Origin of the sequence: Paenibacillus melissococcoides, assembly GCA_944800085.1 — a bacterium.
GTDB classification, from domain to species: domain Bacteria; phylum Bacillota; class Bacilli; order Paenibacillales; family Paenibacillaceae; genus Paenibacillus_B; species Paenibacillus_B melissococcoides.
On sequence record CALYLO010000014.1, the window covers coordinates 150,551 to 167,287 of the forward strand.

Here is a 16,737-nt window from a genome sequence, read left to right on the forward strand (position 1 = left end):
GCATACTATCCGGTCAGTATGTTTCGGTTGAAGGGGGATAGGCTAGTGAATTTTGATTATTCCGAGAAGGTCAAGTCGCTGCAGCGTACGCTGCTGGAGTTCATGGATGAAGTGGTGTATCCGAACGAGAAGACGTATGAGGAGCAGCTTCAGCAGGCCGGCAGCAGGTGGACGGTGCCGCCGGTGATGGAGGAGATGAAGCAGGAGGCCAAGCGGGCCGGGCTGTGGAATCTGTTCTTGCCGGACGAAGAGTATGGAGCGGGCCTGACGAATCTCGAGTATGCGCCGCTGTGCGAGATAATGGGCCGCTCGCTTATTGCGCCGGAGGTGTTCAATTGCTCGGCGCCGGATACGGGCAATATGGAGGTGCTTGTCCGGTACGGCACCCGGGAGCAGAAGGATAAATGGCTCGTGCCCCTGCTCGAAGGGAAAATCCGCTCGTGCTTCTCGATGACGGAGCCGGATGTCGCGTCCTCGGATGCGACGAATATCGAGGCGACGATCGAGCGCGAGGGGGAGGAGTATGTCGTGACCGGGCGCAAATGGTGGTCTTCCGGGGCGGGCGATCCGCGCTGCAAGGTGGCGATCGTGATGGGGAAGACGGATTCGGGCGCGCCGCGCCATGAGCAGCAGTCGATGATTCTGGTGCCGATGGAAGCGCCCGGCGTTCGGGTCCGCCGCATGCTTCCCGTGTTCGGCTATGATCATGCGCCGCACGGGCATGCCGAGATCGAGTATGACCGCGTTCGCGTGCCGGCGGACTCGATGCTGTGGGAAGCGGGCAAAGGATTCGCGATCGCGCAGGGACGGCTCGGCCCCGGCCGAATCCATCATTGCATGCGGCTCATCGGGGCGGCCGAACGGGCGCTCGAACAGTTGTGCAAGCGCGTGCGGCGGCGCACGGCCTTCGGCAAGACGCTCGCCCGGCAGGGCGTCGTTCAGGAGTGGATCGCCGCGTCGCGAATCGAGATCGAGCAGGCGCGCCTGCTGACGCTGAAGGCGGCCTATATGATGGACACGGTCGGCAACAAGGCCGCCAAGGCGGAGATTGCGATGATTAAGGTCGTCGCGCCCAATATGGCGCTGCGGGTGCTGGACCGGGCTATTCAGGCGCTGGGCGCCGCCGGGGTCAGCGAGGACTTCCCGCTCGCCTCGCATTGGGCCAATGCGAGAACGCTGCGTCTGGCGGACGGCCCGGATGAAGTGCATCAAGCCGCCATTGCCAAGCTGGAGCTTCGCAAATACGAAAATTGACGATTAATGTGAGCGATTGCGACGTTGTGAGTCAATTCAATTTCTGCCATCCAGAAGGGGGAGACAGAAGTGAATGTCAGGCAATTATTCGACTTGACGGGCAAGACGGCAATCGTCACCGGCGGCGGACGCGGGCTTGGGGCCCAGATTGCACAAGGGCTGGCGGAAGCCGGGGCCAATCTGGTCCTGTGCTCGCGAAAGGAAGAAGCATGCCGGGAGACGGCCGCTCGCATCGAGCGGGATACGGGCGTGAGATGCCATGCGATGGCATGCGACGTCAGACATCCGGACGAGGTCCGGCGGGTGGCGGAGCGGACGGCGGAGATCTATGGCCGCATCGATATTTTGGTCAACAACAGCGGGGCCTCCTGGGGCGCGCCCGCTGTCGAGATGCCGCTCGAAGCGTGGAACAAAGTGATGGATATTAACGTGACGGGGACATTCCTCATGTCGCAGGCGGTCGGCCGGATGATGATCGGGCAGGGCGGAGGCGCAATCATCAACATCGCTTCCGTAGCCGGCCTGAGCGGAACCGATCCGCAGTGGCTGGATGCCGTCGGCTACAGCGCGAGCAAGGGAGCGGTCATCGCGTTGACGAAGGATCTGGCGGTCAAATGGGGCAAGCATCAGATTCGCGTCAATGCGATTGCGCCCGGATTTTTCCCGACCAAGATGACCCGGGAGGTGCTCCATCATGGAGGCGAGCAGATCCTCCGCCATACTCCGCTCGGGCGGCTCGGCTCGGACAGCGATCTCAAGGGGAGCGCCGTATTTCTGGCGTCCGACGCTTCAAATTACATGACCGGAGCGGTGCTGGCCGTGGATGGGGGCATGTCGGCCATGTAGCACGGGCAGGTTCCGTTCGTGATGATTGTCAGCATAGCCGTTTTTGGGGCATATCAGCCATGCAGCGCCGCGGCAGAGCTGGCGAAGGAAGCCAGTCATGCCCGGGAGCAGGATTGAATAGGAATGGTACGGAAAAGGGGGCTTATCAAAACGATGTCCAAGCAAAAGGCAGTGCCGAAGGACACGATTCCCGTGCGCAGGGGCGAAGAGCTGAATGTGGCCTCGCTTAACGCGTATTTACGGGAGCATCTCGACATTCCGGACGGCGCTTCGATCGAGATCGAGCAGTTCGGGGCGGGACATTCGAACTTGACCTATCTGGTTCGCGCCGGAGACTGGGAAGCGGTCGTGCGCCGGCCTCCGCTCGGCCCGGTAGCGCCGAAGGCGCATAACATGGAGCGCGAGTTCACGCTGCTGAAGCGGCTCCATCCTTTGTTCCCGCTTGCTCCCCGTCCGTATCTGTACTGCGGGAATTCTTCGGTGATCGGCAGTCCGTTTTTTGTGATGGAGAGACGGCATGGAATCATTCTGGATCGGGAATTTCCCCCGCAGGTGGAATATACGCCCGCGCTGGGCAGGGAGATCTCCGCAACGATGGTGTCGACACTCGCGCAGCTCCATGAAGTGCCTTATGAAGAGGCGAATCTGCGGGCGATCAGCCAACCGGAAGGCTTCATGCGCCGTCAGGTTCAGGGCTGGGTCGAACGCTATGAACGCGCCAAGACGGAGGAGATTCGGGAGGCGGAGCGGCTTCAGAAGCGGCTGATCGATACGCTGCCCGCTTCGCAGACCCCGGCCGTCATCCACTATGATTACAAGCTGAACAATGTGATGTTCTCCCGCAGCCATCCGAGCGAGATGACTGGCGTATTCGACTGGGAGATGGCGACGGTCGGCGATCCGATGGCCGATGTCGGCGCGGCGCTCAGCTATTGGTTCGAGCGGGACGATCCGCCGGAGCTGCTGCGCGGGCTGGGGCATCCGCCGTTGACGGTGCTGCCGGGCTTCATGACGAGGGATGAATTCCTCGAAGCCTATGCGGCCAGGAGCGGACGCGATGTGTCCGGAATTTCGTATTATTTGACGTTTGCTTATTTCAAGCTGGCCGTCATATGTCAGCAGATCTATTACCGCTGGAAAAAAGGACAGACGAACGATGAGCGGTTTGCCCGCTTCGATGACACCGTCCGTGCGTTGATTGCGCATGCTTGGCGGCAGACGGAACGAAGGCAGATCTAAGCGCTGACTTTATATCCGTTCCGAGCATTTGACCATTCGTATGCCTGAGGAGGAGATTTTGGGTGACACGTCCCCATTTTGCGTTTTGGCCTGCACGCATGCCGCTTACGCTCGCGGTGCCGGACACGACGCTGAGCGACAATCTGGAAGTGACCGCCCGCCGCTACCCGGACCGGACGGCGATTGTGTATTATGATCAGGTCATCACCTACCGAACGTTGAGAGACGAGGTCAACCGCATGGCCGCTTATTTATTGCATCTGGGCATCGACAAAGGCGACCGCGTGCTGATCTACATGCAGAACAGTCCCCAATTCATCATTTCCTATTATGCCATTTTGCGGTGCGGCGGCATCGTCGTGCCGATCAATCCGATGAATCTGACGGAGGAGCTCTCTTTCTATATTAAAGACGGCACCGTAAAGGTCGGCCTGGTCAGCCAGGAACTGTATCCGCGCATCGAGCCGCTGCTGGGAACGACCTTCCTGAAACGCATTATTCTCGCCGCATATTCCGACTACTGCCCGAATCCAGGCGCGGATGCCCCGGACTTCGTCAAAGCTCCCCGGCTGGACCCGGCCTCCCCTCAAGTTATCCCGTGGGCGGAAGCGATGGGAGCCGCCATCGGAGCGCGGCCGGTCCCGGAGACGGCAGGGAGCGATCTGGCGGTCTTGCCGTACACATCCGGGACGACCGGCCAGCCGAAAGGCTGCATGCATACCCATAAATCGGTGCAGGCGAACGTGATTGCGACGGCCTTCTGGGGAGCGCTGACGCCGGAATCGATCGTGCTGTCCACGCTACCCCTCTTCCATGTGACCGGTATGGTGCACGGCATGCACACGCCTATCTATATGGGGGCCGCCATCGTCATGATGACGCGGTGGGACCGCAATACGGCCGCGCGGCTCATCGAGACCCGCAAGTGCACGCATTGGACGGGAATCAGCACGATGATTATTGATTTTCTGGCCAATCCCGAGCTTCCGCATTACGATCTGAGCTCGCTGATCGCCATTACCGGAGGCGGGGCGGGGCTGCCGGAGGCGGTCGGGGAGAAGCTGCATCAAGCCACCGGCATCCGGTTCGTGGAAGGCTACGGCCTGTCGGAGACGATGGCGCAGACGCATTTCAATCCGCTCGATCGCCCGAAGCTGCAATGTCTCGGCATTCCGTCCTTTGACGTGGACGCGCGCATCATTGACCCGGTTACGCTGGAAGAGAAGGGCCCGCGCGAAGAAGGGGAAATCATCCTGAATGGCCCGCAATTATTTCAAGGCTACTGGAACAACCCGTCGGAAACGAAAAACGCCTTCGTCGAGATAGACGGCAAACCGTTTCTCCGCTCCGGCGATATCGGCTACTGCGACGAGGAAGGCTACTTCTTCATCGTCGACCGGGTGAAGCGCATGATTAACGCTTCCGGCTTCAAAGTGTGGCCGACCGAAGTGGAGTCGATTCTGTATAAGCATCCGGCGATTCAGGAAGCCTGCGTCATCGGGATACCGGACAAGAGAAAGGGCGAGGAGATCAAGGCGTACGTCGTCCTGCAGGAAGACAAGCGCGGCACGGTGGAGGCGGACGATATTATTCGCTGGGCCCAGCAGCATATGGCCGCCTATAAATATCCGCGCCGGGTCGAATTCGTCGCTTCGCTTCCGGTGACCGGCAGCGGCAAAATATTATGGCGCAAGCTGCAGGATGAGGCTTGGGACAAAGCGAAGCGGGAAGATTCCGGCCCTGGCCGACAATAGTGCGCCGCCAGACTCGCTATGAAGGGAGATCAGGTTTGGAGCCGTCCATGAAAGAGAAGATTATGAAGCATAGCATTGCTCTTTTTGAAGCGAAAGGGTTCAGCGAAGCCTCGATCCAGGACATTGTCGACACGCTGGGCGTGACCAAGGGGACCTTCTATTATTACTTCGCGAGCAAGGAGCAACTGCTGACGCAGATTCATCTGCAGTATATCGATTACATGCTGGAGGAGCAGCGGCGCATCATCGAGCAGCCCGGTCGCTCCTGGCGGGAGAAGCTGTCCGGGATCATCCTCATGATGATTCGGGCCATCGAAGGCCAGGGCGGCAGCGCACGCATTTTTTTCCGTGAACTCCTTCATATTACGGGCGACAACCTCGCCGCTATCAAACAGAAGCGGGATCGGTTCCGGTTAAATGTGCAGTCTGTCATCGAGCGGGGAATGGAGAGCGGCGAGTTCAGGAATGATCTGCCGGCAGACATGATGGCGTTCAGCATCCTCGGCGCCTGCAACTGGTGCTATACCTGGTTCAAGCCAGACGGCCCGTTGTCCGATGCCGAGGTGGCCGCTGTCTACACCGAGACGTTCCTGAACGGGATGAGCAAGTAAGAGAACAAGCAAGCCGCTAGAAGAACAGAGCCGCAGGGAGGGACATAATCCTTACTCCTCGCGGCTCTCTTTTGCATTTCATCGCGTACATCGATCTCTAATCGAGTCTACCTGTCCTCCATAAGATGCAGATTGGCGCTCCCCGCTTGCTCTTCCTTCGACCGCCCGGATGGATAGGCGTAATGGTAGATCGCTTCCAATTGCTTCGCCATATATTCGGGCGAATAAGGCGTGTCTTGCTCCAGCCAGTTCACCAAGACTCCCAGATGAGCGAACAGAACGTAGTGGCTCACAATCTCTTTGTTCAAGCCGTTCACGGCGCGCGGCGTCAGCTTCAACGCTTCAAAGGCCTGGCTGAATTGCCGGTATAACATCTCCATGAAGCGATTGTTAAAATAAGTTCTCGCGTTGTCTCCGAACATGGTTTTGTAAAAATCGCGGTGAAGACGGAAATGGGAGAACAAGCGGATGACTTGCTTTTCCGGGTACTTTTGGGCTGCGCTCCGCTCCTCGTCTTCGGTCGGCCCGACCGCCTTGGCGAGCTCCTCCAGCATGTCGTCCACGCTTCGTTCGAAAAGATCGTATTTGTCTTGATAATGCAAATAGAATGTCCCTCGATTAATGTCCGCCCGTTCGGCAATATCCTGCACCGTGATCGCCCCGAACTCCTTTTCGTTCATCAATTCGATTAATGCGCGTCTGATTTTTCTTTTCGTTCTTTTGACTCGCCGATCCGTCGTGTTGGACATCAAGCTTCACCTTCTTATTTACAAATTATTTACACAAAAATCAACAATCTGGCTGCATGTGTACGGTAATGAACAGATGAGAGCGAACTGCGCATTGAACAAATAACAAGACTTGGTAAAATTATAAACATCCAATTGGATGATTTTCAACAATATATTCATTTACTAGTGTTAGTGGCTAATTTAACCTTTTTTAAGGAGTTGAGGCCATTGATGTATTGGGTCAATTTGGACAGCGTGAATCGGACCCATTTGCCGCTCGTGGGCGGCAAGGGAGCCAATCTGGGAGAATTGCGGCAAGCCGGATTTCCCGTTCCCCCGGGATTCTGCGTTACGACTTCCGTCTATGACGCGGTAGTGGGACAATCGGATCGGATGGACTCTTTCTACGAAGAGCTCGGCCTCTTGAACGTTCAAGATAACGAAGCGATCCGGCGTCTAAGCCAGCGCATACAGCAGCATATCGGCAGCTTGCCAATCCCGGATGAGATGATCGAAGATATTCTCAAGGCATGGAGAGAGATGGGCGACAATCCTGTCGTAGCCGTTCGTTCCAGCGCGACGGCGGAGGATTTGCCGACAGCTTCCTTTGCCGGGCAGCAGGACACGCTCTTGAATGTCAAAGGGGAGCGGCAGCTCTTCGCTGCCATTCGGCAGTGCTGGTCATCCCTCTTCTCCGAACGGGCCATTGCCTACCGGATCAAAAACGGGTTCGATCATCGATCCGTCCGGCTGGCCGTCATCGTCCAGCGCCTTATCGCGCCTGACGTGTCGGGGGTGATGTTCACCGCCGATCCGATAACGGGGAACCGGAGCATCATCTCGATTGATGCCAGCTTCGGGCTGGGAGAAGCGCTCGTGTCGGGGATCGTCAACCCTGATCTGTACCAAGTCAGGCAGGGCGAGATCGTGAAGAAACAGATCTCATGCAAGAAGTCGGCTGTCTATACGCTTGCCGAAGGCGGCACAGCCGTGGAAGAACTCCCTGAACCGAAGCAGAAGGAGCAGGCGCTGTCCGATGAGGAGATCATGACTTTGGCCCGAATGGGTGAACGGATTCAAGCGCATTACGGGACGGAGCAAGATATTGAGTGGTGCCTGTCCGGCGGACAGTTTTATATTGTTCAGGCCAGACCGATCACTTCCCTTTTTCCGATACCGAAAGCGCCCGGCGATGAGCTGCATGTTTATTTCTCGTTCGGCCATATCCAGATGATGACGGATGCGATGTCGCCCGCCGGAATTTCGGTCTGGCAAATGACAAGAGAATTCGCCTCCTCCGGGCAGGAACGCGCGGTAGCGCTGGTAGAAGCCGGCGGCAGATTGTTCATGGATGCCACGCGTTCGCTGGAGGCCGGCTTGGCCCGGAAGGTGACGCTGCACATGATAGGCAAGATGGACGCCCTCATAGGCAGCGCGGCCAGACAAATCCTTGACCGTTTTCCGGTCAAAGAAGAATCCTCTTCCGGTTGGGAGGGGCTGGAAGAGATGCTCCCCCGGCTTGCGACGCAAGTGCTCAAGGATATGTTGGAGGGTGGTGGCCAAGCGGCCTACACGGAGGTCGAGGACGGAGCGGATCACCTTGTGGATATATGCCGGCAGCGGTTGGACGAATGCGGCGGAGCAGACAAAATTACGTATATTCATCAAAACTACGAGTCTTTGGCGCGCTATTTGATGGGCGAGAGCTTTCACTACATGGTGGCAGCCATGGTGGCGCAGCATCTGCTCGAGCTTCTGGCGAAATGGTGGCGGTTCGACGGCGGCGAACTGATTACACTGAACAAGTCCCTGCCATTCAATGTCACGAGCGAGATGGGGCTGGATCTGGGGGATGTGGCGGATATCGCCCGTCCTTATCCGGAAGTGACGGCGTATTTGCGGAACGCGGCCGAGGACGGATTTATGGAGGGGCTGGACGGCATTGCCGGAGGCCCGGAATTCAAGGCGGCCTTCGCGCCGTGGCTGGAACGATACGGCGTGCGCTGTCCGGGCGAGATTGACATCATGAGAACGCGTTGGTCGGAACGGCCTTATATGCTGATCCCCTCGATTGTGGGACATCTGGACAGCGTCAAGCACGGAGAGCACCGCGAACGCTTCCGCCAAGGGGAGCAGGAAGCCGAGAGGGCCGCCGAACGCATTCTGACCCAAGTCCGCGGCCTGGAAGACGGAGCGTTCAAGGAACGGATCGTGTCCCGCTTGATTACCGTCTACCGCAGCTTTATGGGCTTGCGGGAGCATCACAAATTCGTGCTGGTGCGGCATTTGGCGCTGTATCGGAAAGCGGTGCTTGAGCTGGGCGATGATCTCGCGGCACGGGGCGTCCTGCGCGAACGGAACGATATTTTCTTCCTGACCCTGCCCGAAATGAAGGAGATCATAACCGGCGCCTTCGAAGAAGATGTTCCGTCGCTGATCGCGGCCCGACAGGAGAGCTTCAAGCACTATCAGCGGCTGCAGCCGCCGCGCGTCTTCACGAGCGAAGGGGAGATTATCGAGGGCAGACTGGACGGCGGCGATGCGCCGGAAGGGGCCTTGATTGGACTGCCGGTCTCTCCCGGCATCGTCGAAGGCAGGGCGAGAATCGTGCTGGATCCGAGCGCGGCTGCGCTGAAGGAAGGCGAGATACTGGTGGCGCCGTTCACCGATCCGGGCTGGACGCCGCTGTTCCAGCAAGCGAGGGGGCTCATCACCGAGATTGGAGGCCTGATGACGCACGGCTCGGTCATCGCCCGCGAGTATGGCATTCCCGCCATCGTCGGGGTCGAGCGCGCGACGAAGCTGATCCGTGAGGGCGATCTGCTTCGCCTGGACGGCACGACAGGATATGTGATCGTGCTGGAAGAAGCGTATAGCATGGTGTGACCATCTTATGAATATAACCAGGGAAGGAACCGCGTTTTGCCGGAAAAAGGCAGAGCGCGGTTCTTTGTTTCTCCGCGGAAATATGCCAATATAGTCGTAAGGGGATGAGTGAATGTTCAACGATTTCAAGCTCGTAGATGGACGTCCCGCTTCCGTTCAAGTGAAGGACTATATCAAAGAGTTGATATATAAAGGAATTTTGCGCGCCGATCAGAAGCTCCCTTCGACCCGCGAGTTCGCCTCCTTATGGCAATTGAGCCGCAACACGGTCATGACGGCGTACCGGGAACTGGAGGACGAAGGACTGATTCATTCCGTGGCGGGCAAAGGCAGCTATGTGGCGCAGGAGGTCGTGCCGGCCGTGGACGGCGCGCGGCTGGATTGGAAGGGAAGGATCGGAGCCTGCGCCCGCACGGCCGAGGAGCTCGATCTGATGAAGCATGGCGTTCGCTGGGAGAAGGGGATGATTTCGTTCACGAGCATTGCCCCGGACGAGAAGCTGTTCGATCTGGACAATATGAAGCGGGCCTTTCTCGATCGGATGTCGCTCGAAGGCGAGATTTTGCTGAACTACGGCTATGCAAAAGGCTACAAGCCGTTAATCGACTGCCTGCTGCGGTACATGGAGACGAAGGGCGTGGATTTATCCGGCAAAGATTTGCTGGTGACGAACGGCTTTACCGAAGGGCTCGACCTCGTCCTCTCGGCCATACGCAAGCCGCACGGGCGCGTGCTGTGCGAGAATCCGACCCATCATACGGCGATCAAGCTGTTCAAGATGCACGGCCTGGAGATCAACGGAATCGCCATGCAGGAGGACGGCCTCAAGCTGGAGGAGCTGGAGCGGGCATTGGCCCGACAGTCCTTCGACCTGGCTTATCTCATTCCGTCCTATCATAATCCGACCGGCATCGTCATGTCCCCGGAGAAGCGGATGGAGGCCTTGCGCTTGTTCGGCGAGTACCGCATCCCGGTGATCGAGGACGGCTTCAACGAGGAACTGCGCTATTCCGGCTCGCATGTCGCCCCGATGATTGCCTGCGGCGGCAGCGGGAACAACGTAGTCTACATCGGCAGCTATTCGAAGGTGCTGTTTCCGGGGATTCGCGTAGGCTGGGTCCTGGCGGATCGGGAGCTCGTCGATTATTTGGAGAGCATGAAGCGGGCGCGGAGCATTCATACGTCTACGCTCGATCAAGCGATTTTATATCAATACTTGCATAACGGAAATTTCGAAAAGTATATCAAGCGGGCCCGAAACGCTTACAAGCGCAAATATGAGCTGGCCGTGCAATGGTGCCGGGAGCATATTCCGTTCGCCAGGCTGAGCGGAGACGGAGGACTGCACTTATTCATTGAACTGCACGAATCGCTAGCCGCGCGCGATGTGCTCAGCGTGTGCGTGCGGCAAGGCGTTGTCTTTACGCCGGGCGATATTTTCCATACCGACGGCTCCGGCGCCAACACGTTCCGGCTCGGCTTCTCGCGCGTCTCGGAAGGGGAATTGGAGGCAGGCATCGCGACGATAGGCAGGACGGTCAGGCAGCTCATGGGGGAGGTAACGGGATGAAGGCGATGAAAGTCGGCGTGATTATGGGAGGCGTCTCCTCTGAACGCCAAGTGTCGCTCATGACGGGGAAGGAAATGATGGCGAATCTGGATGATAGATATGAAGCGATCCCCATCGAATTGAATTCCACGGAAGAGCTTATCGACAAGGTCAAAGGGATAGATATCGCCCTGTTGGCTTTGCATGGCAAATACGGCGAGGATGGAACGGTACAGGGCACGCTGGAGACGCTCGGCATCCCCTACACAGGATCAGGCGTCTTATCCAGCAGCCTGTGCATGGATAAGGAGCTGACGAAGAAAATCATCCGCTACGAAGGATTGGCGACGCCGGACTGGATGCTGATTACTTCGCTCGATGAGCTCGATACGGCGGCAGTCGGCCGGCGGCTCGGCTATCCCGTCGTCGTGAAGCCGAATACGGGCGGCTCCAGCATCGGCGTGCAGATCGCGGACGGCCCGGACCGCCTGCGTCAAGCCGTGGCGGACGCGCTGGCGTGGGACCGGGAAGTGCTGCTGGAGCAATATGTTGCCGGCGGCGAAATCACGTGCCCGGTGCTGAATGGAACGCTGCTGCCCACCGTATCGATCAAGGCCAAGGCTCATTTCTTCGACTATTCGTCCAAATATTGCGACGGCGGGGCGAAGGAGGAAGTCATCGAATTGCCCGAGCCGTGCGGCACGGCGGTTCGCGAGGCAGCTCTCCGCATCTATAAGGCCATGAAGTGCAGCGTGTATGCCCGCATCGACATGATGCTTGCCGACGGGATTCCCTATGTACTGGAAGTGAACACGCTACCGGGCTTGACCAAGAACAGCTTGCTCCCGAGAAGCGCCAAAGCGGCGGGCCTTTCTTACAGCCGGCTGCTGGATGAAATCATAACGTATTCCTTGCATGCAAGAACGACAGAAAAAGCAGGTCTCCCTGGGCGGTAACGCCCGGAGATCTGCTTCTTTGTTTATATTATAGAATTTATAACTGAATCGCCAAAAACCCTATGGACTTTCTCATCGGCCTGATTTACGGAAACCAAGAGACTGCGTCGGATCCTGGAGGCATCATTGCATTATTGAGGCACGTTGCATTATTGAGGCACGTTGCATTATTGAGGCACGTTGCATTCTTGAGGTACGTTGCATTCTTGAGGTACGTTGCATTCTTGAGGTACGTTGCATTCTGGAGGTATCGTTGCCTCCTGAGGGCATCGTTGCCTCCCGGGGTTTGAACATGTGGAGGGAATTGCTGCTATTTTACAGGATTTTCGGCTCAATGCGTCCGCATCCCGAGGAATTGCTGCACAGCTACATCATTTTAGGCTCTTTTGCTCCAAGTGGAAGCAAAACGGGTGAAATTGCTGTAGTTTTGCAGGATTCTCTTTTTGGTGAAGTCATCTATATCCAATTGCTGTATTTATGCAGGATTTTGCTTACCGAATAGACGTATCTGGAAAAAATATTCAGTTTTGCGGATTTCGCTTATTGGATCGGCGTGTCTGGAAAGTTAGTTTTGCGGATTTCGCCTACCGGATAGACGTTTCAAAGGAAATTGTACAGTTTTCAGGCACTCCGATCAGAGCGTGTTAAATCCATTTTTTCTACGGAGAGACGAGTCCAAATGGAGCGCGAAAAATCCCTTGGACTTTCTTATCGAAGGGCTGCAACAAGAGGCGACAGCTTCGAAGGTTGTACCGTACCTGCCGCTATGGAGCGCAATGAATGACATCTCCGACGCTTGCTTTTCCCCGGAGTCGCGTCCGTACAACCCGGCCTTCACATATGTGGTGCCGTCCGTTCCGTATATTGCCTAACTCGCTCCGAACCCGCCCCGAACTCGCCGTGAAGGGCCTATTCTGGCGCTTGGAGAAGCGGAAAGGACGGAATGTCCCTGGCAGAAGGCATGGGATCTGCATTATATGTAAAAAAACCGAAGAAGGGACGAAGACGAACGCCCGCAAGGGCTAGGGGAGAGGTGCATGATGAAGAAATGCATTGTGTTCGCCAACTGCCATGGCATTCCGATTCGCAAATATTTGGCTTCGTCGGCGACGTTCCGCCAATTCTACGAATTGGTAGAGGTGCCGATGATTCAGGTATGCAATCAGGCCACCGGCATCGGCGATCATCTGTTGAGCCAATGTGATCTGTTCATCTATATGAGAACAAGCGATGCCTTCGGGCCTTATCTGTCCACCGACTATATATTGACCAGACTGCCGGACCACTGTATCCGCATCAGCATCGGCAATGCTTTTTTTATGTCCTATTATCCTCAATTCATCCCGGACAATAAGGAGCCGCTGTTCGCCTATGCGGATCAGAATGTTATCCGCTTGCTGCAAGCGGGAGTAAGCAAAGAGATGATTATCGCTATTTTGTCGGACGAGAATTTATACCCCGCTCGGTTCTTGCATCAATATCATCATGATTTCATGCTTAATTTGCGGAGCCGGGAAGCAGGGATCGATATCCCTCTGGCCGATTTCATCGAACAGAACTATCGGCAAGCTCACTTGTTCGCCACGATATGCCATCCGCGGTATCAGATTATACGGTACTTGGCGATGAACATTTTGGAGCGGCTTCACATTTCAGGGCAGGAGATTGCGCACGTCGTTCACGACACGGACTTTATCGATCTGATTCACCCGATATACCCGAGCGTCATCAAGCATCTGGGGCTGAGCTTCGTGCGGCCGGAAGACCGGGTGTACACCTTGGGTAGTGAAATCCTGACCTTCCCGGAATATATTTCGCGGTATGTCGATTATCATGCGCCAGCGATGCGAGGGTTCTAGAAAGTTCATAATAATGGGGCTGTCCCAAACGTAGTTTTTTGCTATGGTGAGACACCCCCCTTATTCTCAATGCTCGACTTGCCGAAAAACTGCGAAAATGCAGTTTTCCCTAATGACGTTTGCTTCGTTACAGGAATTCCTGTAAAAACGCATGAATTTCAGCTTGTAAAAGGGGTGAAAACCAAAAATAGGCGGAAATGATGGACTTTTGCAGTAATTTATTAAAATATCGGTTCAAAAGGCGTAAATTCCTGCGTTAACGCAGGATTGCACTGAATCATCCATCTTACGCCGGTACCTTACTATAATTACAGTTAAGCCACCTTGTGTACTGCCTAAGGGACAGCCTTGCAGCGCCGTGCGGAAATGATCAGTCCATACCGATTGGAATCGTACGTTTTTCTACAAGCTGAGGTTTCCCGTCGGTGATATCATAGGTATTTACGATTAACTCGGAGCCAAATACGCCGGAAAAAGAACCTTTCCCGCTTACTTCAACAGAAGAATAGGAATCAGCCGCAGCTCCGTAACCGCTTGTTGTAATCAGAACTCCGGCATTTTTGATTTCTTGCTGCTGGGCGGCTGTCAGGCCGGCATAATGTCTCCCCAGAAAATTGTCGTAGGTGAATTGCTTCGATGTTTGCATGCCCATCCAGCCCGTATATACGCCGGTTGCTTTGATGATGCTGCGATTTGCCATCGTGCTTCCCGTCCGGCCTGTAAATACGACATCTCCGCGATACGTCCTTTGACTGAACTCCACTACGGCTTTATACGTTTTATGCGGGGGAACCTTCACGGGTTGCGAAGGAGCTTCCAATGTGTCGGATTCACTTATTGGTGAATATGTTTTCTCCTACAAAGACAGGTATCGTTGAATCATAGTGTATATTTTCCGTTCTCGCCTCAATAGACAGATCGATTACGGGCGTAACACTATCCGGATTCGCCTGAAGCCTGTATCTAAAACCATTGCTTTCCGGGTTGGCGACCGTATTTGCCAAATGATTTTTGTAATAATACGTGCCCACTTTTTTGAGCACTTCATTCACATCCACGATCCCGATGCTTTTCTCTTGGGCAATCGAGGCTTCGGCTTAAGCCTGGGGCGGAACGGAAGCGGTTCCAAGCATGAGCGCAGAAAGCCCGATAACAAGAGACCATTTCTCATTCCCATTGTGTATCCCCTCCGAGTTGAGTATGCTGCTGACTTTACTTCCTAAGCCTCCTTTCCTTCGGGTTAAGGTTACCATCGCATGCCTTTTCTTTCCTCATCGCATAAGGATTGTTATATTTTGTAGCAATCATGTTACTAGCCGGGGATAAGCAAAAACGAGCGCTCCTGCTCAGATCAGGGGAGCGCTCGCTGTGATGGATCGATTGAATAGAATTTGAAGTAAACCAAAGAAAACGGAGATTCGCCTCATTTGCGAGTGGAGATGATCTCCGACCTTTCTCCATAAGTTACTTAGTTTTTCTCTACCAATTTATGATTTTTCCAATCAAGAATATATTTCGTAGTAAAGGTGGCCTGGGAGGTGTCTTTTTCATTGCTTCCTACCCAAAAGCCAAGACCAAATAGTTCATTATGCCATTGCAGCTTATAACTATCTTGCGTTCTTCCTAAATGTACCGTTAATTCAGAAAGGGAATCCGTTTTATCTGCAATGACAACGGCGACAACGGCAGGAGAAAAGCTGTAAGCCGCTAAAGCAGGCATCTGATCGCTGGAAAGAAAATTATCTTTTGCCCACACTTGGCCGTTACGAGATTTACTAAAAAGCTCATTGCCATAATTAACAGTAAATGAATCCCTATCATACGGTCCCCATCCTTGGTTCATCGCGGAAACAAAAGGAACCGTCCATTCCACCTTTTTATTGGTATCGGTTTTTAAAATCGTTTTGTAGTCTGCTTGTTCATAAGAAACGGAGGTTGACCAATTGTTGCTGCTATTAGGGAGACTGCCTATTGTACCGCCAATGGTATATCCAATGGTAGAGGATACCGTTTTTTTATCGATGGTATTCGTAGGAGCTACCTTGAAAAAATCCCCGCTTCCGTTTAATTCCATGGCTACCCGATAAGAAGATGCCCAATGCATTGTCGCTCTATAATACCCTGGATACGAATCCTGTTCAGGAAAAGAGATTTTTCTGTCCGCGTCAATGTTGCTTCCTTCCGTAGTAATGACTGCAATTTGTTTATTACTATGGGGATCGTCAATAAAAGAAACAGAAAGAGAGGTTTTTATTTTTTCATCGCCAAACCTTGTCGATAAGTTATTGTATACCTTTGCGCCTTGTCCAATATCGATTGGAGAATTTTTGGCTACTTGCGCAGAGACAGATGTTCCATTTAAGGTTAGAGAGCCTAGTAAAATAGCAACTGCGGTTATACTTTTAAAAAAAATTGGTGACCTTTTTTTCTTTTTTATCATATGTTCCACTCCATTCTTTTTCTTCAGGTTAAGGTTTATCGTAGCATAGCTTGTAGCGGCGCATTTTTTTTGGCAATGTTTATCAAGATATTTGGCAAAATTGCGCCGTTATAGAAGTGAGGTTCTCACCCTTTCGTCTCAATGATTTCTTGACATTCTTCAGCCGAAATGTACTTAGGAACATACGACTGAAGCTTATCTTCATCAGCAAAACCTTTTCGCCAGCAGTCCATAAGAAATGCGAAAAATAGGCTCTTCATTATGCATTACCCCCTTCGTCCATCATACCCATCACAGCCAACTGCAACGCGTCAAGCTGCCTCCGAAGCTCTTCGTTCTCCGCCTGTAGCTTTTCAATCGGGCCGGGCTCACGTGGTCTATTGCGTTCTGCTTCATAAGCTGCCTCGTACTCTTCTTCCGTAATAAGATGGATGTCCTCGTGTTCCGGGATTTCTTCCCTTGACTGCTCTGTTATGACATAAAAGTCATATGATTCTGAAGGATATACCAGTGTGCCCGGGACAAACTTGTTCGTGTCCAAACCCTTGTAATCATAGTTACCGCCTCTCGGCCCTATAACATTTGTTAATTTTAATCCAATCATGTTAATCC

General features: G+C 54.4%; 13 protein-coding genes. 9 read left to right on the forward strand and 4 right to left on the reverse strand.

From position 1 onward, the window contains the following. The first annotated feature begins 45 nt into the window (after positions 1–45). From OCY70_RS31880 to OCY70_RS31900, 5 genes are all read left to right on the forward strand, one after another. Positions 46–1,254 carry an acyl-CoA dehydrogenase family protein gene (locus OCY70_RS31880; protein WP_213430334.1) on the forward strand — a complete coding sequence of 403 codons (1,209 nt, stop codon included), beginning with the start codon at positions 46–48 and terminating at the stop codon, positions 1,252–1,254. 69 nt (positions 1,255–1,323) lie between these two features. Next, positions 1,324–2,100 (forward strand): SDR family oxidoreductase, encoded by a 777-nt coding sequence (locus OCY70_RS31885; RefSeq protein WP_213430335.1) that lies wholly within the window; start codon positions 1,324–1,326, stop codon positions 2,098–2,100. A gap of 153 nt (positions 2,101–2,253) precedes the next feature. Then, complete coding sequence (locus tag OCY70_RS31890; RefSeq protein ID WP_213430336.1) at positions 2,254–3,339, forward strand: phosphotransferase family protein; 1,086 nt, start codon at positions 2,254–2,256, stop codon at positions 3,337–3,339. A 62-nt stretch (positions 3,340–3,401) separates the two neighbouring features. Continuing rightward, a complete protein-coding gene (locus tag OCY70_RS31895) occupies positions 3,402–5,093 on the forward strand; it encodes a long-chain fatty acid--CoA ligase (protein WP_213430337.1) in 1,692 nt (563 codons plus the stop codon). Between the two features lie 47 nt (positions 5,094–5,140). Continuing rightward, positions 5,141–5,704, forward strand: a complete 564-nt coding sequence (locus tag OCY70_RS31900) for a TetR/AcrR family transcriptional regulator (RefSeq protein WP_213430338.1) — start codon at positions 5,141–5,143, stop codon at positions 5,702–5,704. 107 nt (positions 5,705–5,811) lie between these two features. Here the strand turns inward: OCY70_RS31900 and OCY70_RS31905 are convergent, their stop codons facing one another. Further along, the gene (locus tag OCY70_RS31905; RefSeq protein ID WP_197257583.1) at positions 5,812–6,453 is read right to left on the reverse strand and encodes a TetR/AcrR family transcriptional regulator; all 642 of its coding nucleotides are present in this window, start codon (positions 6,451–6,453) and stop codon (positions 5,812–5,814) included. Positions 6,454–6,666: 213 nt separating this feature from the next. Here OCY70_RS31905 and OCY70_RS31910 point away from each other — a divergent pair, with 213 nt between their 5' ends. From OCY70_RS31910 to OCY70_RS31925, 4 genes are all read left to right on the forward strand, one after another. Continuing rightward, the gene (locus OCY70_RS31910; protein WP_213430339.1) at positions 6,667–9,321 is read left to right on the forward strand and encodes a phosphoenolpyruvate synthase; all 2,655 of its coding nucleotides are present in this window, start codon (positions 6,667–6,669) and stop codon (positions 9,319–9,321) included. 112 nt (positions 9,322–9,433) lie between these two features. Then, positions 9,434–10,891 (forward strand): aminotransferase-like domain-containing protein, encoded by a 1,458-nt coding sequence (locus OCY70_RS31915; RefSeq protein WP_213430340.1) that lies wholly within the window; start codon positions 9,434–9,436, stop codon positions 10,889–10,891. A gap of 5 nt (positions 10,892–10,896) precedes the next feature. Continuing rightward, positions 10,897–11,826, forward strand: a complete 930-nt coding sequence (locus OCY70_RS31920; RefSeq protein ID WP_213430343.1) for a D-alanine--D-alanine ligase — start codon at positions 10,897–10,899, stop codon at positions 11,824–11,826. Between the two features lie 1,037 nt (positions 11,827–12,863). Continuing rightward, the gene (locus OCY70_RS31925; RefSeq protein WP_249725514.1) at positions 12,864–13,685 is read left to right on the forward strand and encodes a WcbI family polysaccharide biosynthesis putative acetyltransferase; all 822 of its coding nucleotides are present in this window, start codon (positions 12,864–12,866) and stop codon (positions 13,683–13,685) included. 370 nt (positions 13,686–14,055) lie between these two features. On the opposite strand, the gene OCY70_RS31930 is transcribed toward OCY70_RS31925, so the two are convergent. The 3 genes from OCY70_RS31930 to OCY70_RS31940 all read right to left on the reverse strand — a co-directional run bounded on the left by OCY70_RS31930 (position 14,056) and on the right by OCY70_RS31940 (position 16,729). Then, on the reverse strand, positions 14,056–14,484 hold the full coding sequence (locus OCY70_RS31930; protein ID WP_249725515.1) for a hypothetical protein: 429 nt from the start codon (positions 14,482–14,484) through the stop codon (positions 14,056–14,058). A gap of 669 nt (positions 14,485–15,153) precedes the next feature. Further along, positions 15,154–16,125, reverse strand: coding sequence for a beta-channel forming cytolysin (locus OCY70_RS31935; protein WP_213430342.1), 972 nt, complete (start codon positions 16,123–16,125; stop codon positions 15,154–15,156). Between the two features lie 259 nt (positions 16,126–16,384). Continuing rightward, positions 16,385–16,729: a hypothetical protein gene (locus OCY70_RS31940; protein ID WP_213431383.1), complete on the reverse strand. Its 345-nt coding sequence runs from the start codon at positions 16,727–16,729 to the stop codon at positions 16,385–16,387. Between the last annotated feature and the right edge of the window lie 8 nt (positions 16,730–16,737).